Raw genomic sequence first — 16,566 nt, 5'->3', positions numbered from 1 at the left:
TCACGCCTGCGCCTTGAGGGGGACGGGGTGACGTGCGTGGCTCCGTCGCGTGGGTGCGAGCAGCGGCGGGTGCGGCATAGCGGAGTGCGGCGTAGCAGTGGGTGCGGCGTAGCGGAGGAGAACGGCGGTCGCCTGTCGTCGCAGGGCGGCGTCTGCGGCGACCGCCGCTGTCACCTCACGGCCCTCGGCCTCCGGGCCGCCCCGGAGAAGAGCCCCGGGGCGGCCCGGAGGCCGAGGACGGTGAGGTGTTCCGGCAGGAGACCCGCTGGCCGTGGACCGAGGACCACGCCCGCGCCCTGCACGTCTCGCGCCGCCGGGCTCCTGAACGACGCACCCGGCGGGCGATCCGGCGGACGCGTCCCCGGCGATCCAGTGGACGCCCCGCCGGCGATCTAGCGGGTGGACCCGGCGTGCTCCCGCACGGTCGCCGCCTCGCTCGCCGCCGTCCCGGCCCCCGGCTCGGCGCTCTTCCTCGCGAACCCGCGCCGGCCCGGCAGGACCGCGAGGACGATCAGTGTTCCGGCGGCCATGATGATCCCGCCGATGAGGCTGGTCTGGGCGACTCCGTGGGCGAAGGCCTGGTGGACGGCGTCCACGGCGGCCTGGGCCTGCTGGGGCCCGGCGGAGGGATCCTGCGCGACCCGCTCCGCGACGGCCAGGCCGGCGCCGACCGAGTCCTTGGCGGTCTCCATCGCCTCCGCCGGGAGCCGGTTGCCCACCAGGTCGGTCAGCTCGTCCCGGTAGGCCGTGCCCAGCAGCGAGCCCAGCACCGCGATGCCCAGCGCCCCGCCCAGCTCCAGCGCGGTGTCGTTGACACCGCCGCCGACGCCCAGCTCGGACTCGGGGAAGGAGCCCATGATCGTGTCGGTCGCCGGGGAGATGGCCAGTCCGAGCGCGAGGCCCAGCATCATCATCGGCGCCACGAAGTCCCCGTACGTCGACCCCTTGTCGATCTGGGTGAGCAGGAACATGCCCGCCGTGCCGATGGCCAGGCCGGTCACGACCATCGGCTTCACCCCCAGCTTCGGGGTGAGCATCCCGGTCAGCGCGGACCCGAGGAACACCGCACCGGCCAGCGGCAGCAGCCGTACACCCGTGTCCAGGGCGCCGTAGCCGAGGACGAACTGCAGGAACTGCGTCGCGTAGTAGATCACGGCGAACATACCGAAGAAGAAGAACAGCACCGCGAGCATCGAGCCGCTGAAGGGCCGCAGCGCGAACTTGCGGACGTCCAGCATCGGGTGCGGGTGCCGCAGCTCCCAGGCGACGAAGGCGACCAGACCGACACCGGCGACCACGGCGGCGGTGACGGGGCCGACGCCCCAGCCGGAGTGCGGGCCCTCGATGGCGGCGTAGATCAGGGAGCCGACGGTGACGATCGACAGCAGACCACCGACGTAGTCGATCCGGCCCATGCCCTCCGCCTTGGACGGCGGTACCAGGGCGAGCGCGCCGAACACGCCGAGGAGGGCGATCGGTACGTTGATCAGGAAGGTCGAGCCCCAGGCGTGGTCCTCGAGCAGCCAGCCGGAGACCAGCGGGCCGACGGCTACCGCCAGCCCGGAGGTCGCGGCCCAGGCGGTGATGGCCTTGGTCCGCTCGCTCCGGGGGAAGGTCGCGACCACCAGGGACAGCGTGGCCGGCATCACGACCGCGGCACCGACACCCATGATCGCGCGGGCCACGATGACCAGCGAGGTCTCATCGACCATGCTCCCCATCACCGAACCGCCGGCGAAGATCAGCAGACCCAGCACCAGCGCGCCGCGCCGGCTGTACTTGTCGCCGATCGCGCCCAGCACCAGCATCAGCGCCGCGTACGGAACGGTGTAGCTGTCGACGACCCACTGCAGATCACTGCTGCTCAGGCCCAGGTCGGTGGTCATGTCGGGGGCGGCGACGATCAGCGACGTGTTCGCCATCACCGTGATCAGCAGGCTCAGACACAGCACGAGCAGCGCCCACCAGCGCCGCGCGTACGGCCCGGTCATCTTCTCCACGGGGGTGTTTGCAAGGAAGGGCATCAGTAGCTCCTGAGAGGGACGGGGCGGACGGGCGGGAGCACTTAATTGCCCATCGATGTGCAGACTAGTTTCTTGCCCCTTGATGTGCAACTATCGCGATCGCTCCCTTCTTCCACCCGCCCTCGAGGTACCGACGTGACCAGCCGACCAGCACGAACACCGACGACGAGGCCGAGACGGTCTCCGGCCCGGCCCCACGAGACGCCGCCCCCTCCTGCTCCGACTTCGACTTCGTCCCCCTCGCCGACTTCGACCTCGGCTTCGGCGCAGCGTCGGGACGCGCGGGCCACCCGTGCCCGGATCCTCGACGCGGCTCGGCGGGAACTGACCCGCGACCCCGACAGCAGCCTGGAGGACATCGCCGGTGCCGCCGGTGTGGCCCGGCGCACCGTGTACGTCCACTTCGCCTGCCGGGCCGCGCTCGTCGAGGGCCTGGCCGCCGAGGCCGCGGAGGCGATCCGGCGCGCCGTCGCGGGTGCCCCGGCCCCGACCCCCGACGCCGTCGCGGACCTGGCGCGATTCGTCCTCATGGTGTGGCCCGTCGGCGACCGCTACCGCGCCCTCATCCGGCTGGCCCGCGGCCATGACCTCGCACGCGCACGCGTCGACGAACTGCTGACCCCCGCCCGCGACATGGCCGCGAGGGTCTTCGCTCGCGGCCGCCGACAGGGCGTCTTCCAGACCACCGTCCCGCCCGACCCGCTCGGCCGAGCCATCGAGGCCCAACTGCTGGCCCTGCTCGACTGCGCCGACTGCGGCCTGTGGTCCGACGACGGCACCGGCGCCGCCACCGCCACCCTCATCGCCGCCGGAGTCGCCCCGGACACCGCCGCCGCGAAGGTCGATCAGGTACGGAAGTCCGGGTCGCCCACGAACGCGCCGACGGCTCCGACCGCCCGCTGCCGGTGACCGAACTCGCCCTGCGGATGGGCGGGTTGACGAAGTGGGACGAGGACAGCGAGGCCCGGGCCCGCTCGGCGGAGACGACCGTCTTCCTGACCCGGGGCTACGGTTCCGACCGGATCCGCGCCCGCGTCCTGACCACCCTCGGCATCGAGGTCACCGCGACGACGTCCGGGACACCTCGTCGAACGGGTCGGCCGGAGAGAAATCAGGTGCCGTCGGCCGGAGGAGCCGTAGGCATCGCCGACGCAACCTCCTCGACCACCGCGCTCGCCCGATCCTCCGGCACGCCGGCCGCGATGAGGGTGGCCGTGGCGATCCGGTGCCCGTCGTCCTCCAGCGCGCCGGTGTTGACGGACTCCACCAGAGCCACGATCAACGCCATCAGGCCTGCGCTCTGCACGGCCGGCGGCAGATGGGAGTGGAAGACGCCGTCCCGCTGCCCGCGCTCCAGGATCCCGATGGCGGCCTCCCGGGCCGGCGCGAGCACCTCGGCGAAGCGATCGGCGCCGAGGTCCCGCCGGGTGAGCGCCACCAGCATGCGGTAGCGGTCGCCCACGCGCCACAGCCGAAGTACGAACCACGCCAACGCCCGCTCGGCCGATTCCCCCGGCTCCGGCCCGGCCTCCATCACGTTCCGAAACGTCTCGGCGGCTTCCTCGGCAAGCGCCTCCAGCAGCGCCGCCCGCCCCGGGAAGTGCCCGAAGAGCGTGCGCCGGACAACCCCGGCGGCCCGCGCCAGCTCCTCCAGCGTGACATCGGGGTTCCGCCCCAGCTCCTCACGGGCCGTGGCCAGGATGCGCGCCCGGTTGGACCGCGCATTACGGCGCAGCGGCTCGCGGCCCACGGGCTTGCTCACGGAGGACCTCGCAGCATCAAAGGACGGACGAACGGCCCCCTATTTTGTCACGCCGAGCCGAAGCCCCGTAGCACGCCCCAGCGGCCGCTGCCTACGGGCTGGAGACCCTGGTGCCCCACATGGCGACGGGCCGGGGCATGACGCCGAAGTGGGTCTTCAGCACCCGGGGCTGGAGCCAGGAGGACCGGACGGGGTGGCCCGGCTGAGCGAACCGGGGGCGGCGTTCGCGCAGGCGGCGCTCACGGCCGGGCGTATCCGGGCGGATCCGATCGGCCAGCGCTGACCGGGCGCTGTCCACCGTCGCGGGCAGGTGCGTGGCCACGTGTATGGGGCCGTGACGCATGGTGAGGCTTTGGCGAGGTACCCGGTCTCTCCCGGCCACTGCGGCCGGGAGAGGAGAAAGGGGAATTACGTGTTCCGTGCCATTGCAGACGTGCTGCGCCAGATAGGCGGCGCCATCGCCACCGTCGTGACGCTGCCCTTCCGGGCCCTGGCCCGGCTCTTCGGCGGCGCTTCCTCCTCCACCCGCAGCCGCAGGGTCTGACAAGAACCGTCCCGACCTGCCGGGTGCCGCCCTGACCCCGAGTGTCGGTGTCACCTGCCACAATTGCCGCGCAACCTCAGTGGAGAAGGCGGTACGGGACGTGACGACACCCGGGTCCCTCGAAGTAGGGTCCATCGAAGGCAGGATCGCCGAGGAGCTCGGCGTACGGGAGCGGCAGGTCAGGGCTGCCGTGGAGCTGCTCGACAGCGGTTCTACGGTGCCCTTCATCGCCCGCTACCGCAAGGAAGCGACCGAGATGCTCGACGATGCGCAGCTGCGCACCGTCGAGGAGCGGCTGCGCTATCTGCGGGAGCTGGAGGAGCGGCGGACGGCGATCCTGGAGTCGGTGCGCGAGCAGGGCAAGCTCACCGAGGAACTTCAGGCGCGGATCCGGGGCGCGGAGACCAAGGCGCGCCTGGAGGACATCTACCTCCCGTACAAGCCCAAGCGGCGCACCAAGGCGCAGATCGCGCGCGAGGCCGGTCTCGAGCCGCTGGCGGAGGGGCTGCTCGGCGATCCGTCCGTCGCGCCCCTCGCCGCGGCCGCCGCGTTCGTCGACGCCGACAAGGGCGTGGCCGATCCGCAGGCCGCCCTCGACGGCGCCCGGGCGATCCTCACCGAGCGGTTCTCGGAGGACGCCGACCTGATCGGCGAGCTGCGTGAGCGCATGTGGGTGCGGGGGCGGCTGGCCGCCAAGGTGCGGGACGGCAAGGAGGAGGCGGGCGCGAAGTTCGCCGACTACTTCGACTTCGCCGAGCCGTTCACCGAGCTGCCCTCGCACCGCATCCTGGCGATGCTGCGCGGTGAGAAGGAGGAGGTCCTCGACCTCGTCCTGGAGCCCGAGGAGGCGACGGACGGACCGTCGTCCTACGAGGGGATGGTCGCGCACCGGTTCGGGATCGCCGACCGGGGCCGCCCCGGCGACAAGTGGCTGCTGGACACGGTCCGCTGGGCCTGGCGCACCCGCATCCTCGTCCACCTCGGCATCGACCTGCGGCTGCGGCTGCGCACGGCCGCCGAGGACGAGGCCGTGCGGGTCTTCGCGGCCAACCTGCGCGACCTGCTGCTCGCCGCCCCGGCGGGCACGCGTGCGACGCTCGGCCTCGACCCCGGTTTCCGTACGGGTGTGAAGGTCGCCGTCGTCGACGCCACGGGCAAGGTCGTCGCCACGGACGTCATCCACCCGCACGTCCCGGCCAACCGGTGGGACGAGGCCATCGCCAAGCTGGCCCGGCTCGCGAAGGAGCACGCGGTCGAGCTGATCGCCATCGGCAACGGCACGGCGTCCCGCGAGACCGACAAGCTCGCCGGGGAGCTGATCACCAAGCACCCGGAGCTGAAGCTCACGAAGGTGATGGTGTCCGAGGCCGGCGCGTCCGTGTACTCGGCGTCCGCCTTCGCTTCGCAGGAGCTGCCCGACATGGACGTGTCGCTGCGCGGTGCCGTGTCGATCGCCCGGCGGCTCCAGGACCCGCTGGCCGAGCTGGTGAAGATCGACCCGAAGTCGATCGGTGTCGGCCAGTACCAGCACGACCTGTCCGAGGTGAAGCTGTCGCGTTCGCTGGAAGCGGTGGTGGAGGACTGTGTGAACGGCGTGGGCGTGGACGTCAACACGGCGTCGGCCCCGCTGCTCGCCCGGGTCTCCGGCATCACCTCCGGGCTCGCCGAGAACATCGTGGCGCACCGGGACGCCAACGGGCCGTTCAAGTCCCGTGGCCAGCTGAAGAAGGTGGCGCGGCTGGGCCCGAAGGCGTACGAGCAGTGCGCGGGCTTCCTGCGGATCCGCGGCGGCGACGACCCGCTGGACGCGTCCAGCGTGCACCCGGAGGCGTACCCGGTCGTCCGGCGCATGGTGCAGAACGCCGGGCAGGAGGTCGCGGGGCTCATCGGCAACACCGCGGTGCTGCGCTCGCTGAAGCCGCAGGACTTCGTCGACGAGACGTTCGGTCTGCCGACGGTCACCGACATCCTCAAGGAGCTGGAGAAGCCGGGCCGCGACCCGCGTCCGGCCTTCAAGACGGCCGCCTTCAAGGAGGGCGTGGAGAAGATCTCCGACCTGGCGGCCGGGATGGTCCTGGAGGGCGTCGTGACGAACGTGGCCGCGTTCGGCGCGTTCGTGGACATCGGGGTCCACCAGGACGGTCTGGTGCACGTCTCCGCGATGTCGAAGACGTTCGTCAAGGATCCGCGGGACGTGGTGAAGCCCGGGGACATCGTCAAGGTGAAGGTCCTCGACGTCGACATCCCGCGCAAGCGGATCTCGCTGACGCTGCGCCTGGACGACGAGGCGGCCCCGAAGGGGCAGGACGGCTCCGGCGAGCGCAGGCAGCGGGGTGGGCGTCCGCCGCAGCAGCGGCAGGGCGGCACCGGCGGGCGCCGTGGTGGCGGTGGCGGTTCGCGTCAGGCGCCTCCGCCTGCCAACGGCGCGATGGCCGACGCGTTGCGCCGGGCGGGGCTGGTCGATCCCAAGAACGGCAAGCGCTGACGGTTCGGCTGTGGGGAGCTGCCGGTCCGCTGTGGCTGGTCGCGCCCAGGGGGCGGTAGCCGCATATCGAACGCAGCCCCGCGCCCCTGATGGTGACGCTTTGCTGCCTGTCGGACATAGAGTGAGTGGTATGTCCGCTGTACGCGCTATCACCTGGTCCGTGTCCGCGAGCCGGGGGTTCGAGACCGCCTGGGTCCAGGTGAGTGATGGCGCGCTGCGGGCGCGCGGGCGGGCCGTCGGGACCGAGCCGGAGCCGTACTGGATCACGTACGACCTCGACACGGCCGACGGGTTCGTCACCCGTCGGCTGCGGGTGACGGCCGAGTCCGCCGACGGCAGCCGCACGCTCGATCTGCGGCACGACGGCGGAGGCGCATGGACCGTCGACGGCGAGCGGCTCCCGGATGCCGACGGCGCCCTCGACTGCGATCTCGGGCTGTGCCCGCTCACCAACACCCTGCCGGTGCTCCGGCACGGGCTCCATCAGGCGCCGGGCGAGATGGAGTTCCTGATGGCCTGGGTGTCGGTGCCGGACCTGACGGTGCGGCCGTCCCGGCAGACGTACACGCACCTCGGTCCCGGGCGGGTCCGGTACGCCTCCGGCGACTTCCGCAGCGACCTGGAGTTCGACGAGGACGGGTACGTCGTGGAGTATCCCTCGCTGGCCACCCGCCTGACGGTTCGTTAGCGCTCGGTCACCTTGCCGTCCGCCACCTCCAGGCGGCGGGTGACATGTACGGCGTCGAGCATCCGGCGGTCGTGGGTGACCAGCAGGAGGGTGCCCTCGTAGGAGTCGAGCGCGGACTCCAACTGCTCGATGGCGGGCAGGTCGAGGTGGTTGGTCGGCTCGTCGAGGACCAAGAGGTTGACGCCGCGGCCCTGGAGCAGTGCCAGGGCGGCTCTGGTGCGCTCACCCGGGGAGAGAGTCGCCGCGGGGCGCAGGACGTGGTGCGACTTGAGGCCGAACTTGGCCAGGAGGGTGCGGACCTCGGCCGGTTCGGTGTCCGGAACGGCCGCGCGGAAGGCGTCCATCAAGGGCTCCTGGCCGTGGAACAGCTTCCGGGCCTGGTCGACCTCGCCGAGCAGGACGCCCGAGCCGAGAGCGGCGTGCCCGGCGTCGAGCGGGACACGGCCCAGCAGGGCGGCGAGCAGGGTGGACTTGCCCGCGCCGTTCGCGCCCGTCACCGCCACCCGGTCCGCCCAGTCGATCTGGAGGGACACCGGGCCGAGGACGAAGCCGCCGCGGCGCACCTCGGCGTCCCGCAGGGTCGCGACGACGGCGCCCGAGCGCGGGGCCGACGCGATCTCCATACGCAGTTCCCACTCCTTGCGGGGCTCCTCGACGACGTCCAGCCGCTCGATCATGCGCTGGGTCTGCCGCGCCTTCGCGGCCTGCTTCTCGCTGGCCTCGCTGCGGAACTTGCGGCCGATCTTGTCGTTGTCGTTGCCCGCCTTGCGGCGCGCGTTCTTCACGCCCTTGTCCATCCAGGAGCGCTGCATCTGTGCGCGGTCCTGGAGGGCCGCCTTCTTGTCGGCGTACTCCTCGAACTCGTCGCGGGCGTGCCTGCGGGCGACCTCCCGCTCCTCCAGGTAGGCCTCGTAGCCACCGCCGTAGAGGTTGATCTGCCGCTGGGCGAGGTCGAGTTCGAGGACCTTGGTGACGGTGCGGGTGAGGAACTCGCGGTCGTGGCTGACGACCACCGTCCCGGCGCGCAGACCGCTCACGAAGCGTTCGAGGCGCTCCAGGCCGTCCAGGTCGAGGTCGTTGGTGGGTTCGTCGAGGAGGAAGACGTCGTAGCGGGACAGGAGCAGGGAGGCGAGCCCGGCGCGGGCCGCCTGGCCGCCGGACAGCGACGTCATCAGCTGGTCCAGGCCGACCGCGAGGCCCAGGGAGTCGGCGACCTCCTCGGCGCGTTCGTCGAGGTCGGCGCCGCCGAGTCCGAGCCAGCGCTCCAGGCTCGTGGCGTAGGCGTCGTCGGCGCCGGGCGCCCCGTCGACCAGGGCCTGGGTCGCCTCGTCCATGAGCCGCTGGGCCTCGGCGACGCCGGTGCGGCGGGCCAGGAACGCCCGCACGGTCTCGCCGGGGCGGCGGTCCGGCTCCTGCGGCAGGTGGCCGACGGTGGCAGTCGGCGGGGACAGGCGCAGCTCGCCCTGCTCGGGGGTGGTGAGTCCGGCGAGCATCCTGAGCAGGGTGGACTTGCCGGCGCCGTTGGCTCCGACCAGGCCGATGACGTCGCCGGGCGCGACGACGAGGTCGAGTCCGGTGAACAGGGAGCGGTCGCCGTGGCCGGCGGCGAGGTTCTTGGCGACGAGGGTGGCAGTCATCAGAGTGCCGATCCTAATGGGCCTCTCAGTGGGTGACGGCCGTGACCAGGACGCCTCCGGACGTGCGCGCCACGATGAAGGACTGTCCCTTGACCGCCTTGGCGTCGAGAGCGATGCGGTGGCGACCGGGCTGGAGGACGCCGTCGAAGATCTCGTGGGTGTGGGTGCGGGAGAGCCGGTCGAGGCGGTACGCGGTGAGGGTGACCCGGCAGGGGGAGGTGACCTCGATGCCGGCCTCGCCGTCGGTGGCGGTCAGGCCGGTGAGGCGGCGCTGCTCCAGCGGGCTGCGGTCCAGGGCGTGTTCGATCTGGGCGACGAGGAGGGGGACGATCGGGGCGAGGCCGTCGACGCAGGCGACGGGGACCTCGGCGCGTTCGAAGGCGCGGCGGACGGCGGCACGTTCCCGCTCGCCGGTTCCGTGGCCGAAGGCGACGGCGCCGTAGCCGCGCAGCTCGTCGGCCGGCACGTGGTCGGCGTCGTGGGCGATGTCGGCGCCGACGCCGATCGTCCGCAACGCCGCGGCGAGCTTGGCCAGGACGGCGACGCGGGCGCCGATCAGCAGGACGCGGCGACGGGTGTCGGGGGCGGAGCCGTTCAGCAGGGCGCCGAGCGCCGCGCGGTACTCGGCGCCGCGGAAGCGGAACGGGCCGATGCCGTGGTAGCCGTTGAGCTCCAGGTCGGCGTGTTCGTCGGTCTGCCAGGCGAAGTCCCGCCAGATGAAGTCCTCACCGTCCCGCTGGATGACGGCGGTGACGGCGCCGCACGCCAGGTCCTCGCACTCGGGGCAGCCGTAGACGACGTAGCGGCCGCCGGGCAGCGGTGCCGGGCTCTCCAGGAGCAGGCTGCGGACCTGCGCGGTGAAGATCGCGGGGGGTACGTCGGAGGCGAGCGGGGAGACCGCGTCGAGGTCGGAGAGCCGGAACAGCAGCGGGCGTCCGTCGACGATGAAGTCCACGAAGTCCCGGTGGACCTGGTAACCACCGTCTGTGCGGACTCCGCCGGCCCGCATCGCGGGTGCCAGGCCGAAGGTCGTGTACTCGGCACACATACGGTGAGTATTCCCACACCGCGCGTGATGTGAGCACGGCATGGCACATTCCGCTACGGTCCGGGCATGGCTGGTGAGCGCGGTGACGAGATCGTGGTGGTCGGTGGCGGGGTCGTCGGGCTGACGACCGGGGTGGTTCTCGCCGAGCGGGGGCGGCCGGTCCGGGTGTGGACGCGGGACCCCGCGGAGGCGACCACATCAGCGGTCGCGGGGGCGCTGTGGTGGCCGTACCGGATCGAGCCGGTGGCGCTGGCGCGGGTGTGGGCGCTGCGGTCGTTCGAGGTGTACGAGGAGCTGGCCGCGCGGTCCGGGGCGAGCGGCGTACGCCTGGTCGAAGGAGTTCTGGGCGAGACGCGTCTCGACGAGGTCGACGAGTGGCTGGCGGAGCGCGTGCCGGAGCGGCGAGCGACCACGGGCGGGGAATACGCGGGGTACGGCGTCCGCATCCGGTTGCCGCTCATCGACATGCCGGCTCATCTGGCGTGGCTGCGTGAGCGGTTCGAGGCGGCGGGCGGTGTGGTCGAGGCTCGTACGGTGTCCGGGTTCGCGGAGGCCGACGCGCCGGTCGTGATCAACTGCACGGGGCTCGCCGCCCGGGAGCTGGTGCCGGATCCGTCCGTGCGGCCCGTGCGCGGGCAGTTGGTCGTCGTGGAGAATCCGGGGATCGACACCTGGCTGGTCTCCACCGACGCGGCCGGCGAGTACGCGTACATGTTCCCGCAGCCGGGCGGGCTCGTCCTCGGCGGTACGGCGGAGGAGGACGTGTGGTCGCTGGAACCCGACCCCGCGACGGCCGAGGCGATCATGCGCCGCTGCGCGGCGCTGCGGCCGGAGATCGCCGGGGCGCGCGTGCTGGAGCACCGGGTAGGACTGCGCCCCACCCGCCCCGCCGTCCGCCTGGAGCGCGACACCCTGCCGGACGGCCGACTCCTGATCCACAACTACGGCCACGGCGGTGCGGGGGTGACGGTGGCCTGGGGGTGCGCCGAGGAGGCGGCCCGGCTGGTCGGCTAGAACCGCCGGGCCGGAGCTGCTCGACTGCGACGCCCCCGGCCGATGCGGCCGGGGGCGTCGAGATCAACCGGCTGGGGCTGTCGGGTCAGTGTTTGCCGATGGGGTCTCCCTCGACGTCCGGACCGCGGCCCGGGCCGACGCGGAACTCGAACTCGCCGTCGTACTTCTTGTGGCCTTCGATGACGGCCTGTTCCACCGCCTCGGAGCCCATCTGTTCGCGCACCATCACCGGGTCGCGGCGCAGGTCGCGCATGAGGGCCACGCACATGAAGGTCATCACGACGACGAACGGGGCCGCCGCGAGGATCGTGAGGTTCTGCAGGCCCGTCAGCGCGTCGCCCTGGCCGCTGCCGACCAGGAGCATGATCGCGGCCACCGCGCCGGTGACGACACCCCAGAACACCACGACCAGACGGCCCGGTTCGAGCGCGCCCTTCTGCGACAGCGTGCCCATGACGATCGACGCCGCGTCGGCGCCCGACACGAAGAAGATGCCGACGAGGATCATCACGAGCAGGCTCGTGGCGGTCGCGATGGGGAACTGCTGGAGCACGTCGAAGAGCTGCCCCTCCGGGGTCGCCTCCTTGCCGAGCCTGCCCTGCTCCTGCATCTTCATCGCCGAGCCGCCGAAGACCGCGAACCAGATCAGGCTGACCGTGCTGGGCACGAGGATGACACCGCCGACGAACTGCCGGATCGTGCGGCCCCGGCTGATGCGGGCGATGAACATGCCCACGAACGGCGTCCAGGAGATCCACCACGCCCAGTAGAAGACGGTCCAGCTGCCCAGCCAGTCCGCGACACCCTTCCCGCCGCTGGCCTCCGTACGGCCGGCCAGCTGGGGCAGGTCACCGAGGTAGGCGAACACGGACGTGGGCAGCAGGTCGAGGACGATGATGGTCGGACCCGCCACGAACACGAACACGGCGAGCACCAGCGCCAGCACCATGTTCGTGTTGGACAGCCACTGGATCCCGCGCTCCACGCCCGAGACCGCGGACGCGACGAAGGCCAGGGTCAGCACCGCGATGATCGTGACGAGCAGCCCGGTACTCACCTTGTCCATCCAGTTCAGCTCCTGCACACCGGAGCCGATCTGAAGCGCGCCGAGCCCCAGGGAGGCGGCGGAGCCGAAGACGGTCGCGACGATCGCGAGGATGTCGATGACCCGGCCGATCGCACCGTTGGCGTGCTTCTTGCCGATCAACGGCGTGAACACGGCGCTGATGGTCTGGCGGCGGCGCCTGCGGAAGGTGCTGTAGGCGATGGCGAGGCCCACCACGGCGTAGATCGCCCACGGGTGGAGCGTCCAGTGGAACAGGGTGGTGGCCATGGCCGTCTCCATGCGATCGCCGGAGTCGGCCGGGTTGCTGCCCGGCGGGGGCGTGCCGTAGTGCGACAGCGGCTCGCTCACGCCGTAGAACATCAGGCCGATGCCCATGCCGGCGCTGAACATCATCGCGACCCAGGACACCGTGCGGAACTCGGGCTCCTCGCCCTCCGCCCCGAGGTGGATACGGCCGTAGCGGCTGGCCGCGAGCCACAGGGCGAACACGACGAAGGCGGAGGCCGCGAGCATGAACGCCCAGCCGCCGTTGTGCATCAGCCCGCTGAGCATGCTCGTGGAGACGTCTTCGAGCGAGTCGGTCGCCGCCGCTCCCCAGACCACGAAGGCGAGGGTGAGCACGGCCGTGACCCCGAAGACAATTCGGTCGGTTCTAGGACGTTCCTGACCAGGGAGGCCCGCTTCCGAACCCGGAAGCGCGGCCCCTTCTTGGTGATCGCTCTCACTTGGTCGGTCGTGCGTCACAGGCGGCACCTTTCATCGGGACGTAGGAGGAACGTAAGTCCTCCGTACCGCCCCTACCACGTGTGGCGCAATTTCACCCCCCTCAACATCGCGTTTCCGGATTCGCCGCCGTCAGGTGGTACGTTCCGCGCTCATCGAGCAGCAGCGGCACGAGCGCCCGCAGCGGCTGACGCAGGGGCACGAGCACACCCTCCGCGTCCCGGCTCACGCGCACGCCGTGCAGTGCGAGTTCGTCTCCCACCTCGGTGTACTGCGCGGCCGTGAGCCGGTAGCCGCAGGGCGGGTTCTGGATCACCTCGGCCGGTTCGGGCGCATCGTTGTCGGCGCCGCCGACGTAGACGGGGCCCGCGGTGGCGTAGCCCGCGAGCCGGGCCCTGCCCGTCGCCGCCTCGACCGCACCGCGACGCTGGTCGGCATACCCGAACAGGCCCGTGAGCGCGTCCAGTTGCGAGGTGACTCGGCGGCGGTTGTTCAGTGCCTCGTCCGCCTTCTCGGCCTCGGTGAGCGGATCCACTCGGCTCTCGATGAGCAGTCCGATGCCGTGCTTTATGCCGGACATATTGCGCAAAATGCGCTCCTGGCCGTCCCCCGCGACCTGCTTGACCGGCTCGCCGGTCTCGGGGTCGGTCCAGATGCCGTAGGTGCCGGTCGAGTGGCCGGCCCGCTGCGCCGCGGGGCGGACGTACTTCTCGGACAGGGTCTTCGCCTCGTCGTGGACCGCCTCGTGGGTGTTGAGGTTGCGCGGCCACAGATCGAAGAGGTCCTTGTCGTAGTACGGGGGTGTGGCGCCGTACTCGTGCAGGTCGTAGACGAGGTCCGGGCGCTGGTCGCGGATGAGCGCGGCCAGCGCCCGGCCTTCGGCGGTCCGGAGCGCGAGGTGGTCGCGGTTGATGTCGACGCCGTCGCTGTTGCCCCGCGTGTCGGCGGCCCGGCCGTCGGGGTTGGCGGTGGGCACGACGAGGACCGTGGTGCGGTCCAGGAAGCGCCGGGTGCGGCTGTCGCGCGCGTAGGCGAGATCGCGGACGGTGGTCAGACAGGCCTCGCGGCCGGAGGGTTCGTCGCCGTGCTGGCTGCACACGAGCAGCACCCTGTTGGGGGTCGGGCGGGTGCCGATCCGTACGAGCTGGAGCGGGCGGCCCTGCTTCGTCGTGCCGAAGCGGGCCATGGAGACGCGGCCGCTCGACCGGTCGACGGCTTCGAGGAAGTCCTGTTCCTCGGGCTGGGTGGTCCAGCGGGCACCGTTGGTCTGCTCGAAGCCCGTGCGGGGCGGGGAGTCGCCGGCGGCCTGGGCCGGGGCGGCGACGAGGGTTGCGGCGACGGCCGCGGCCGTCAGGGTCAGGGCGCCGACCCGGGTCGTGTGGCGGATCACTGACTTCCCTCCGGGACGCGGTGAGCGGTGCGCGGATCCCGTACGCCGTCCAGCAGGGTGGCGTCGGGCGTGGCGGACGCGGCTCCCGTGGTGGCGCGGGCGAAGGCGGTGGCTCCGCCGACGAACGGGACGCGCGCCGAGGTGCGGGACAGGTCGACAGCGAGCCGGGGCGTGTCCGCGGGAGGGTCGATGAGGTCCTTGTCGGTGCCCGCGACGATGAGCGCCAGGCGGTGGCCCTCGGGGACGACGTGGTCGGTCGCCGCCAGGTCGAGGGTGATCGTGTACCGCTTGCCCGGGGTGAGCGGTACACCCGTGAGGTCGGAGGCGTGGTTGCCGAGGTCGGCCCAGCCGCGGCTGACGATCGTGTAGTCGACGTCGGCGGTCTTCGCCTTCGTCTCCTTGAAGCAGGAGCTGTCGGCCGCGGTGCTCGCGCCCCAGCAGGTGCGGTCGGTGAGGGTGGTGATGCCCTCGCCCGTGTCGGCGTAGTCACGGATGGTGGCGGGGCCGATGTCCACGAGGACGGCGGAGAGGTGGGCCGTCGGGGTGGAGGGCGTCGCGGTGACGGTGACCTCGGAGGAGCCGGACAGGCGCAGGTCGCGGGTGAGCGGCCGGGTGACGAAACCGGCCTTCTCCGGTGTCGACTTGTCGATGTGTGCGGCCCAGTCGGTCTCGCTCAGACTCGGGTCGTCCGTGAAGGTCTCGGTGCCGTGGCCGCGGCGCAGGCCGAGGGTGCCGACGCCCGCCTGGGTTCCTCGGTCGGGACGCAGGGTGGCGGCGCGGGTGCCGCTCGGCGGCCAGGTCTTCGAGGTGGTCCACTGGTCCGGTGCGCGTTCGATGTCGGCCATGGGCTCGCGGTCGATGCCGTTGTCGTAGCCCATGAGTTCGTGGTCGAACCAGCGGTGCAGCGTCTCGACCCAGGCGCCGCGCCGGAAGTCGAAGGGGTCGACATGGCCGGTCTGGGAGAGCCAGATCTTGCGCTCGACGCCGTTCTTCGCGAGGGCGTCCCACCACTGCCCGACGTGCTTCATCCGCACGTTGAGGTCCTGCATGCCGTGCACGAGGAAGACGCTGGCCCTGACCTTCCGCGCGGCCCTGACGTAGTCGCGCTCGGTCCACAGCGGGGTCCAGTCGCCGGTGCGCGGTGCCCCGTCGACGAGTTTCTGCTGCACGGCGGCGCACTTGGCGCGGGCGTCGGGGCTGTTGACGTAGTCGGACAGCCATTCGGGGCCGGAGTCGTAGAGCGGGGCGCCCTGCTGGAAGTAGTAGTCGTACCAGGAGGAGATGGCGCTGATCGGGACGATGGTCTTCAGGCCCTCGACGCCGGTCGCGGCGACGCCGTTGGCGATGGTGCCGTCCCAGCTCTTGCCGATCATGCCGGTCCTGCCGTTGGTCCAGGACGCTTTGGCGCGGGTGGTGCCGGTGCGGGTCGTGTAGGCCCTGGCGCGGCCGTTGAGCCAGTCGACGACGGCCTTCGCGGACTGGATGTCGGAGCGGCCGCCGACGTCGACACAACCGTCGGAGCGATTGGTTCCGGCCAGGTCGACGCCGACGAAGGCGTAGCCGCGGGGCACGAAGTAGTTGTCGTAATACAGCGGCATCTGCTTGACGTCGCCGTTCGCGTCGTACGTCTTCTTCTGGCTCTCGTTGCCGCGCCCGCAGCAGGAGTAGTACGGGCTGGCGTCCATGATGACGGGCACCTTGCGGCCCTGTCGGGCGGGTTCGCGGGGGCGGACGATGTCCACGGCCACTCGGTCGGCCTTGCCGTCGCGGTCGCCGTCGAGTCCGGTGTCCACCCAGACGGCCTCGCGGATGGCGTTCTCGTACGAGTGGACGGGGCGGCTCTCGCGGGGGGCGGGCTGCCGGGCGGCGTCCGCCGCTGCCGGGGTGAGCAGTGTGGCCATCAGGGCGGCCGTGGCCGCCGTCGCGAGCGGTCTCCAGGTCGTGAAGCGCGTGCGTTTCGGCATGCGCCGGACGCTACATCGGTGAACTCCTGTTCAGAAGAGGGCAGCTGACGGACCGGCGTGTCCGGGACGGGCTTCCAGTCGACGAGTTCACGCCTCGGCTGGACCCGCTGGAACTGCCGCTCCGACAAGCCGCAGGCCACGTACCTCGCCAGGCTCGCGGTCGGGAAGTTCGACACGGCAACGCGTCGGTCGCCGACTTCCAGCGGTACGCCGAGGAGGTG

General features: G+C 71.8%; 12 protein-coding genes and 2 pseudogenes. 7 read left to right on the top strand and 7 right to left on the bottom strand.

The window, feature by feature from the left end; translation table 11 throughout:
• Nucleotides 1-392: 392 nt before the first annotated feature.
• On the bottom strand, nt 393-2,024 hold the full coding sequence (locus tag ACH4G3_RS05275; protein WP_397623168.1) for an MFS transporter: 1,632 nt from the start codon (nt 2,022-2,024) through the stop codon (nt 393-395).
• A gap of 300 nt (nt 2,025-2,324) precedes the next feature.
• Between ACH4G3_RS05275 and ACH4G3_RS05270 the strand changes: the two genes are divergently transcribed.
• Complete coding sequence (locus tag ACH4G3_RS05270; protein ID WP_397623386.1) at nt 2,325-2,933, top strand: TetR/AcrR family transcriptional regulator; 609 nt, start codon at nt 2,325-2,327, stop codon at nt 2,931-2,933.
• A gap of 202 nt (nt 2,934-3,135) precedes the next feature.
• Here ACH4G3_RS05270 and ACH4G3_RS05265 read toward each other — a convergent pair whose 3' ends face one another.
• On the bottom strand, nt 3,136-3,786 hold the full coding sequence (locus tag ACH4G3_RS05265) for a TetR/AcrR family transcriptional regulator (RefSeq protein WP_397623167.1): 651 nt from the start codon (nt 3,784-3,786) through the stop codon (nt 3,136-3,138).
• 95 nt (nt 3,787-3,881) lie between these two features.
• Between ACH4G3_RS05265 and ACH4G3_RS42370 the strand changes: the two are divergent.
• The 4 genes and pseudogenes from ACH4G3_RS42370 to ACH4G3_RS05245 all read left to right on the top strand — a co-directional run.
• A pseudogene (locus ACH4G3_RS42370) lies at nt 3,882-4,069 on the top strand (hypothetical protein); the annotation flags it as partial.
• Nucleotides 4,070-4,198: 129 nt separating this feature from the next.
• On the top strand, nt 4,199-4,330 hold the full coding sequence (locus ACH4G3_RS05255) for an LPFR motif small protein (RefSeq protein WP_010042827.1): 132 nt from the start codon (nt 4,199-4,201) through the stop codon (nt 4,328-4,330).
• A 100-nt stretch (nt 4,331-4,430) separates the two neighbouring features.
• The gene (locus ACH4G3_RS05250; RefSeq protein WP_397623165.1) at nt 4,431-6,815 is read left to right on the top strand and encodes a Tex family protein; all 2,385 of its coding nucleotides are present in this window, start codon (nt 4,431-4,433) and stop codon (nt 6,813-6,815) included.
• Between the two features lie 130 nt (nt 6,816-6,945).
• Nucleotides 6,946-7,503, top strand: coding sequence for a putative glycolipid-binding domain-containing protein (locus ACH4G3_RS05245; protein WP_397623164.1), 558 nt, complete (start codon nt 6,946-6,948; stop codon nt 7,501-7,503).
• On the opposite strand, the gene ACH4G3_RS05240 is transcribed toward ACH4G3_RS05245, so the two are convergent.
• Together ACH4G3_RS05240 and ACH4G3_RS05235 are read right to left on the bottom strand one after the other, a co-directional pair.
• Nucleotides 7,500-9,140, bottom strand: a complete 1,641-nt coding sequence (locus tag ACH4G3_RS05240) for an ABC-F family ATP-binding cassette domain-containing protein (RefSeq protein WP_397623163.1) — start codon at nt 9,138-9,140, stop codon at nt 7,500-7,502. The two genes, ACH4G3_RS05245 and ACH4G3_RS05240, sit on opposite strands and share 4 nt — an antisense overlap.
• Before the next feature lie 25 nt (nt 9,141-9,165).
• Entirely contained in the window at nt 9,166-10,188 is a 1,023-nt protein-coding gene (locus tag ACH4G3_RS05235; RefSeq protein WP_397623162.1) for an oxidoreductase, read from the bottom strand.
• 66 nt (nt 10,189-10,254) lie between these two features.
• Here ACH4G3_RS05235 and ACH4G3_RS05230 point away from each other — a divergent pair, with 66 nt between their 5' ends.
• Complete coding sequence (locus ACH4G3_RS05230; RefSeq protein WP_397623161.1) at nt 10,255-11,202, top strand: NAD(P)/FAD-dependent oxidoreductase; 948 nt, start codon at nt 10,255-10,257, stop codon at nt 11,200-11,202.
• Between the two features lie 85 nt (nt 11,203-11,287).
• Here the strand turns inward: ACH4G3_RS05230 and ACH4G3_RS05225 are convergent, their stop codons facing one another.
• The 3 genes from ACH4G3_RS05225 to ACH4G3_RS05215 form a co-directional block, all read right to left on the bottom strand.
• Nucleotides 11,288-13,012 (bottom strand): BCCT family transporter, encoded by a 1,725-nt coding sequence (locus ACH4G3_RS05225; protein ID WP_397623160.1) that lies wholly within the window; start codon nt 13,010-13,012, stop codon nt 11,288-11,290.
• A gap of 82 nt (nt 13,013-13,094) precedes the next feature.
• Nucleotides 13,095-14,381 (bottom strand): M14 family metallopeptidase, encoded by a 1,287-nt coding sequence (locus tag ACH4G3_RS05220; protein WP_397623159.1) that lies wholly within the window; start codon nt 14,379-14,381, stop codon nt 13,095-13,097.
• Entirely contained in the window at nt 14,378-16,345 is a 1,968-nt protein-coding gene (locus tag ACH4G3_RS05215) for a Xaa-Pro dipeptidyl-peptidase (RefSeq protein ID WP_397623158.1), read from the bottom strand. The genes ACH4G3_RS05220 and ACH4G3_RS05215 overlap by 4 nt, the downstream gene beginning before the upstream one ends.
• Nucleotides 16,346-16,402: 57 nt before the next feature.
• Between ACH4G3_RS05215 and ACH4G3_RS05210 the strand changes: the two are divergent.
• A pseudogene (locus ACH4G3_RS05210) lies at nt 16,403-16,558 on the top strand (M1 family peptidase); the annotation flags it as partial.
• Between the last annotated feature and the right edge of the window lie 8 nt (nt 16,559-16,566).

Origin of the sequence: Streptomyces afghaniensis (assembly GCF_044327915.1) — a bacterium.
Classification (GTDB): domain Bacteria; phylum Actinomycetota; class Actinomycetes; order Streptomycetales; family Streptomycetaceae; genus Streptomyces; species Streptomyces afghaniensis.
This window is presented reverse-complemented; position numbering and strand designations above follow the sequence as displayed.

Coding starts and splice junctions, on each gene's coding strand:
- ACH4G3_RS05275 (WP_397623168.1), bottom strand. CDS start 2,024: ATGCCCTTCCTTGCAAACACCCCCGTGGAGAAGATGACCGGGCCGTAC.
- ACH4G3_RS05245 (WP_397623164.1), top strand. CDS start 6,946: ATGTCCGCTGTACGCGCTATCACCTGGTCCGTGTCCGCGAGCCGGGGG.
- ACH4G3_RS05215 (WP_397623158.1), bottom strand. CDS start 16,345: ATGCCGAAACGCACGCGCTTCACGACCTGGAGACCGCTCGCGACGGCG.
- ACH4G3_RS05230 (WP_397623161.1), top strand. CDS start 10,255: ATGGCTGGTGAGCGCGGTGACGAGATCGTGGTGGTCGGTGGCGGGGTC.
- ACH4G3_RS05240 (WP_397623163.1), bottom strand. CDS start 9,140: ATGACTGCCACCCTCGTCGCCAAGAACCTCGCCGCCGGCCACGGCGAC.
- ACH4G3_RS05235 (WP_397623162.1), bottom strand. CDS start 10,188: ATGTGTGCCGAGTACACGACCTTCGGCCTGGCACCCGCGATGCGGGCC.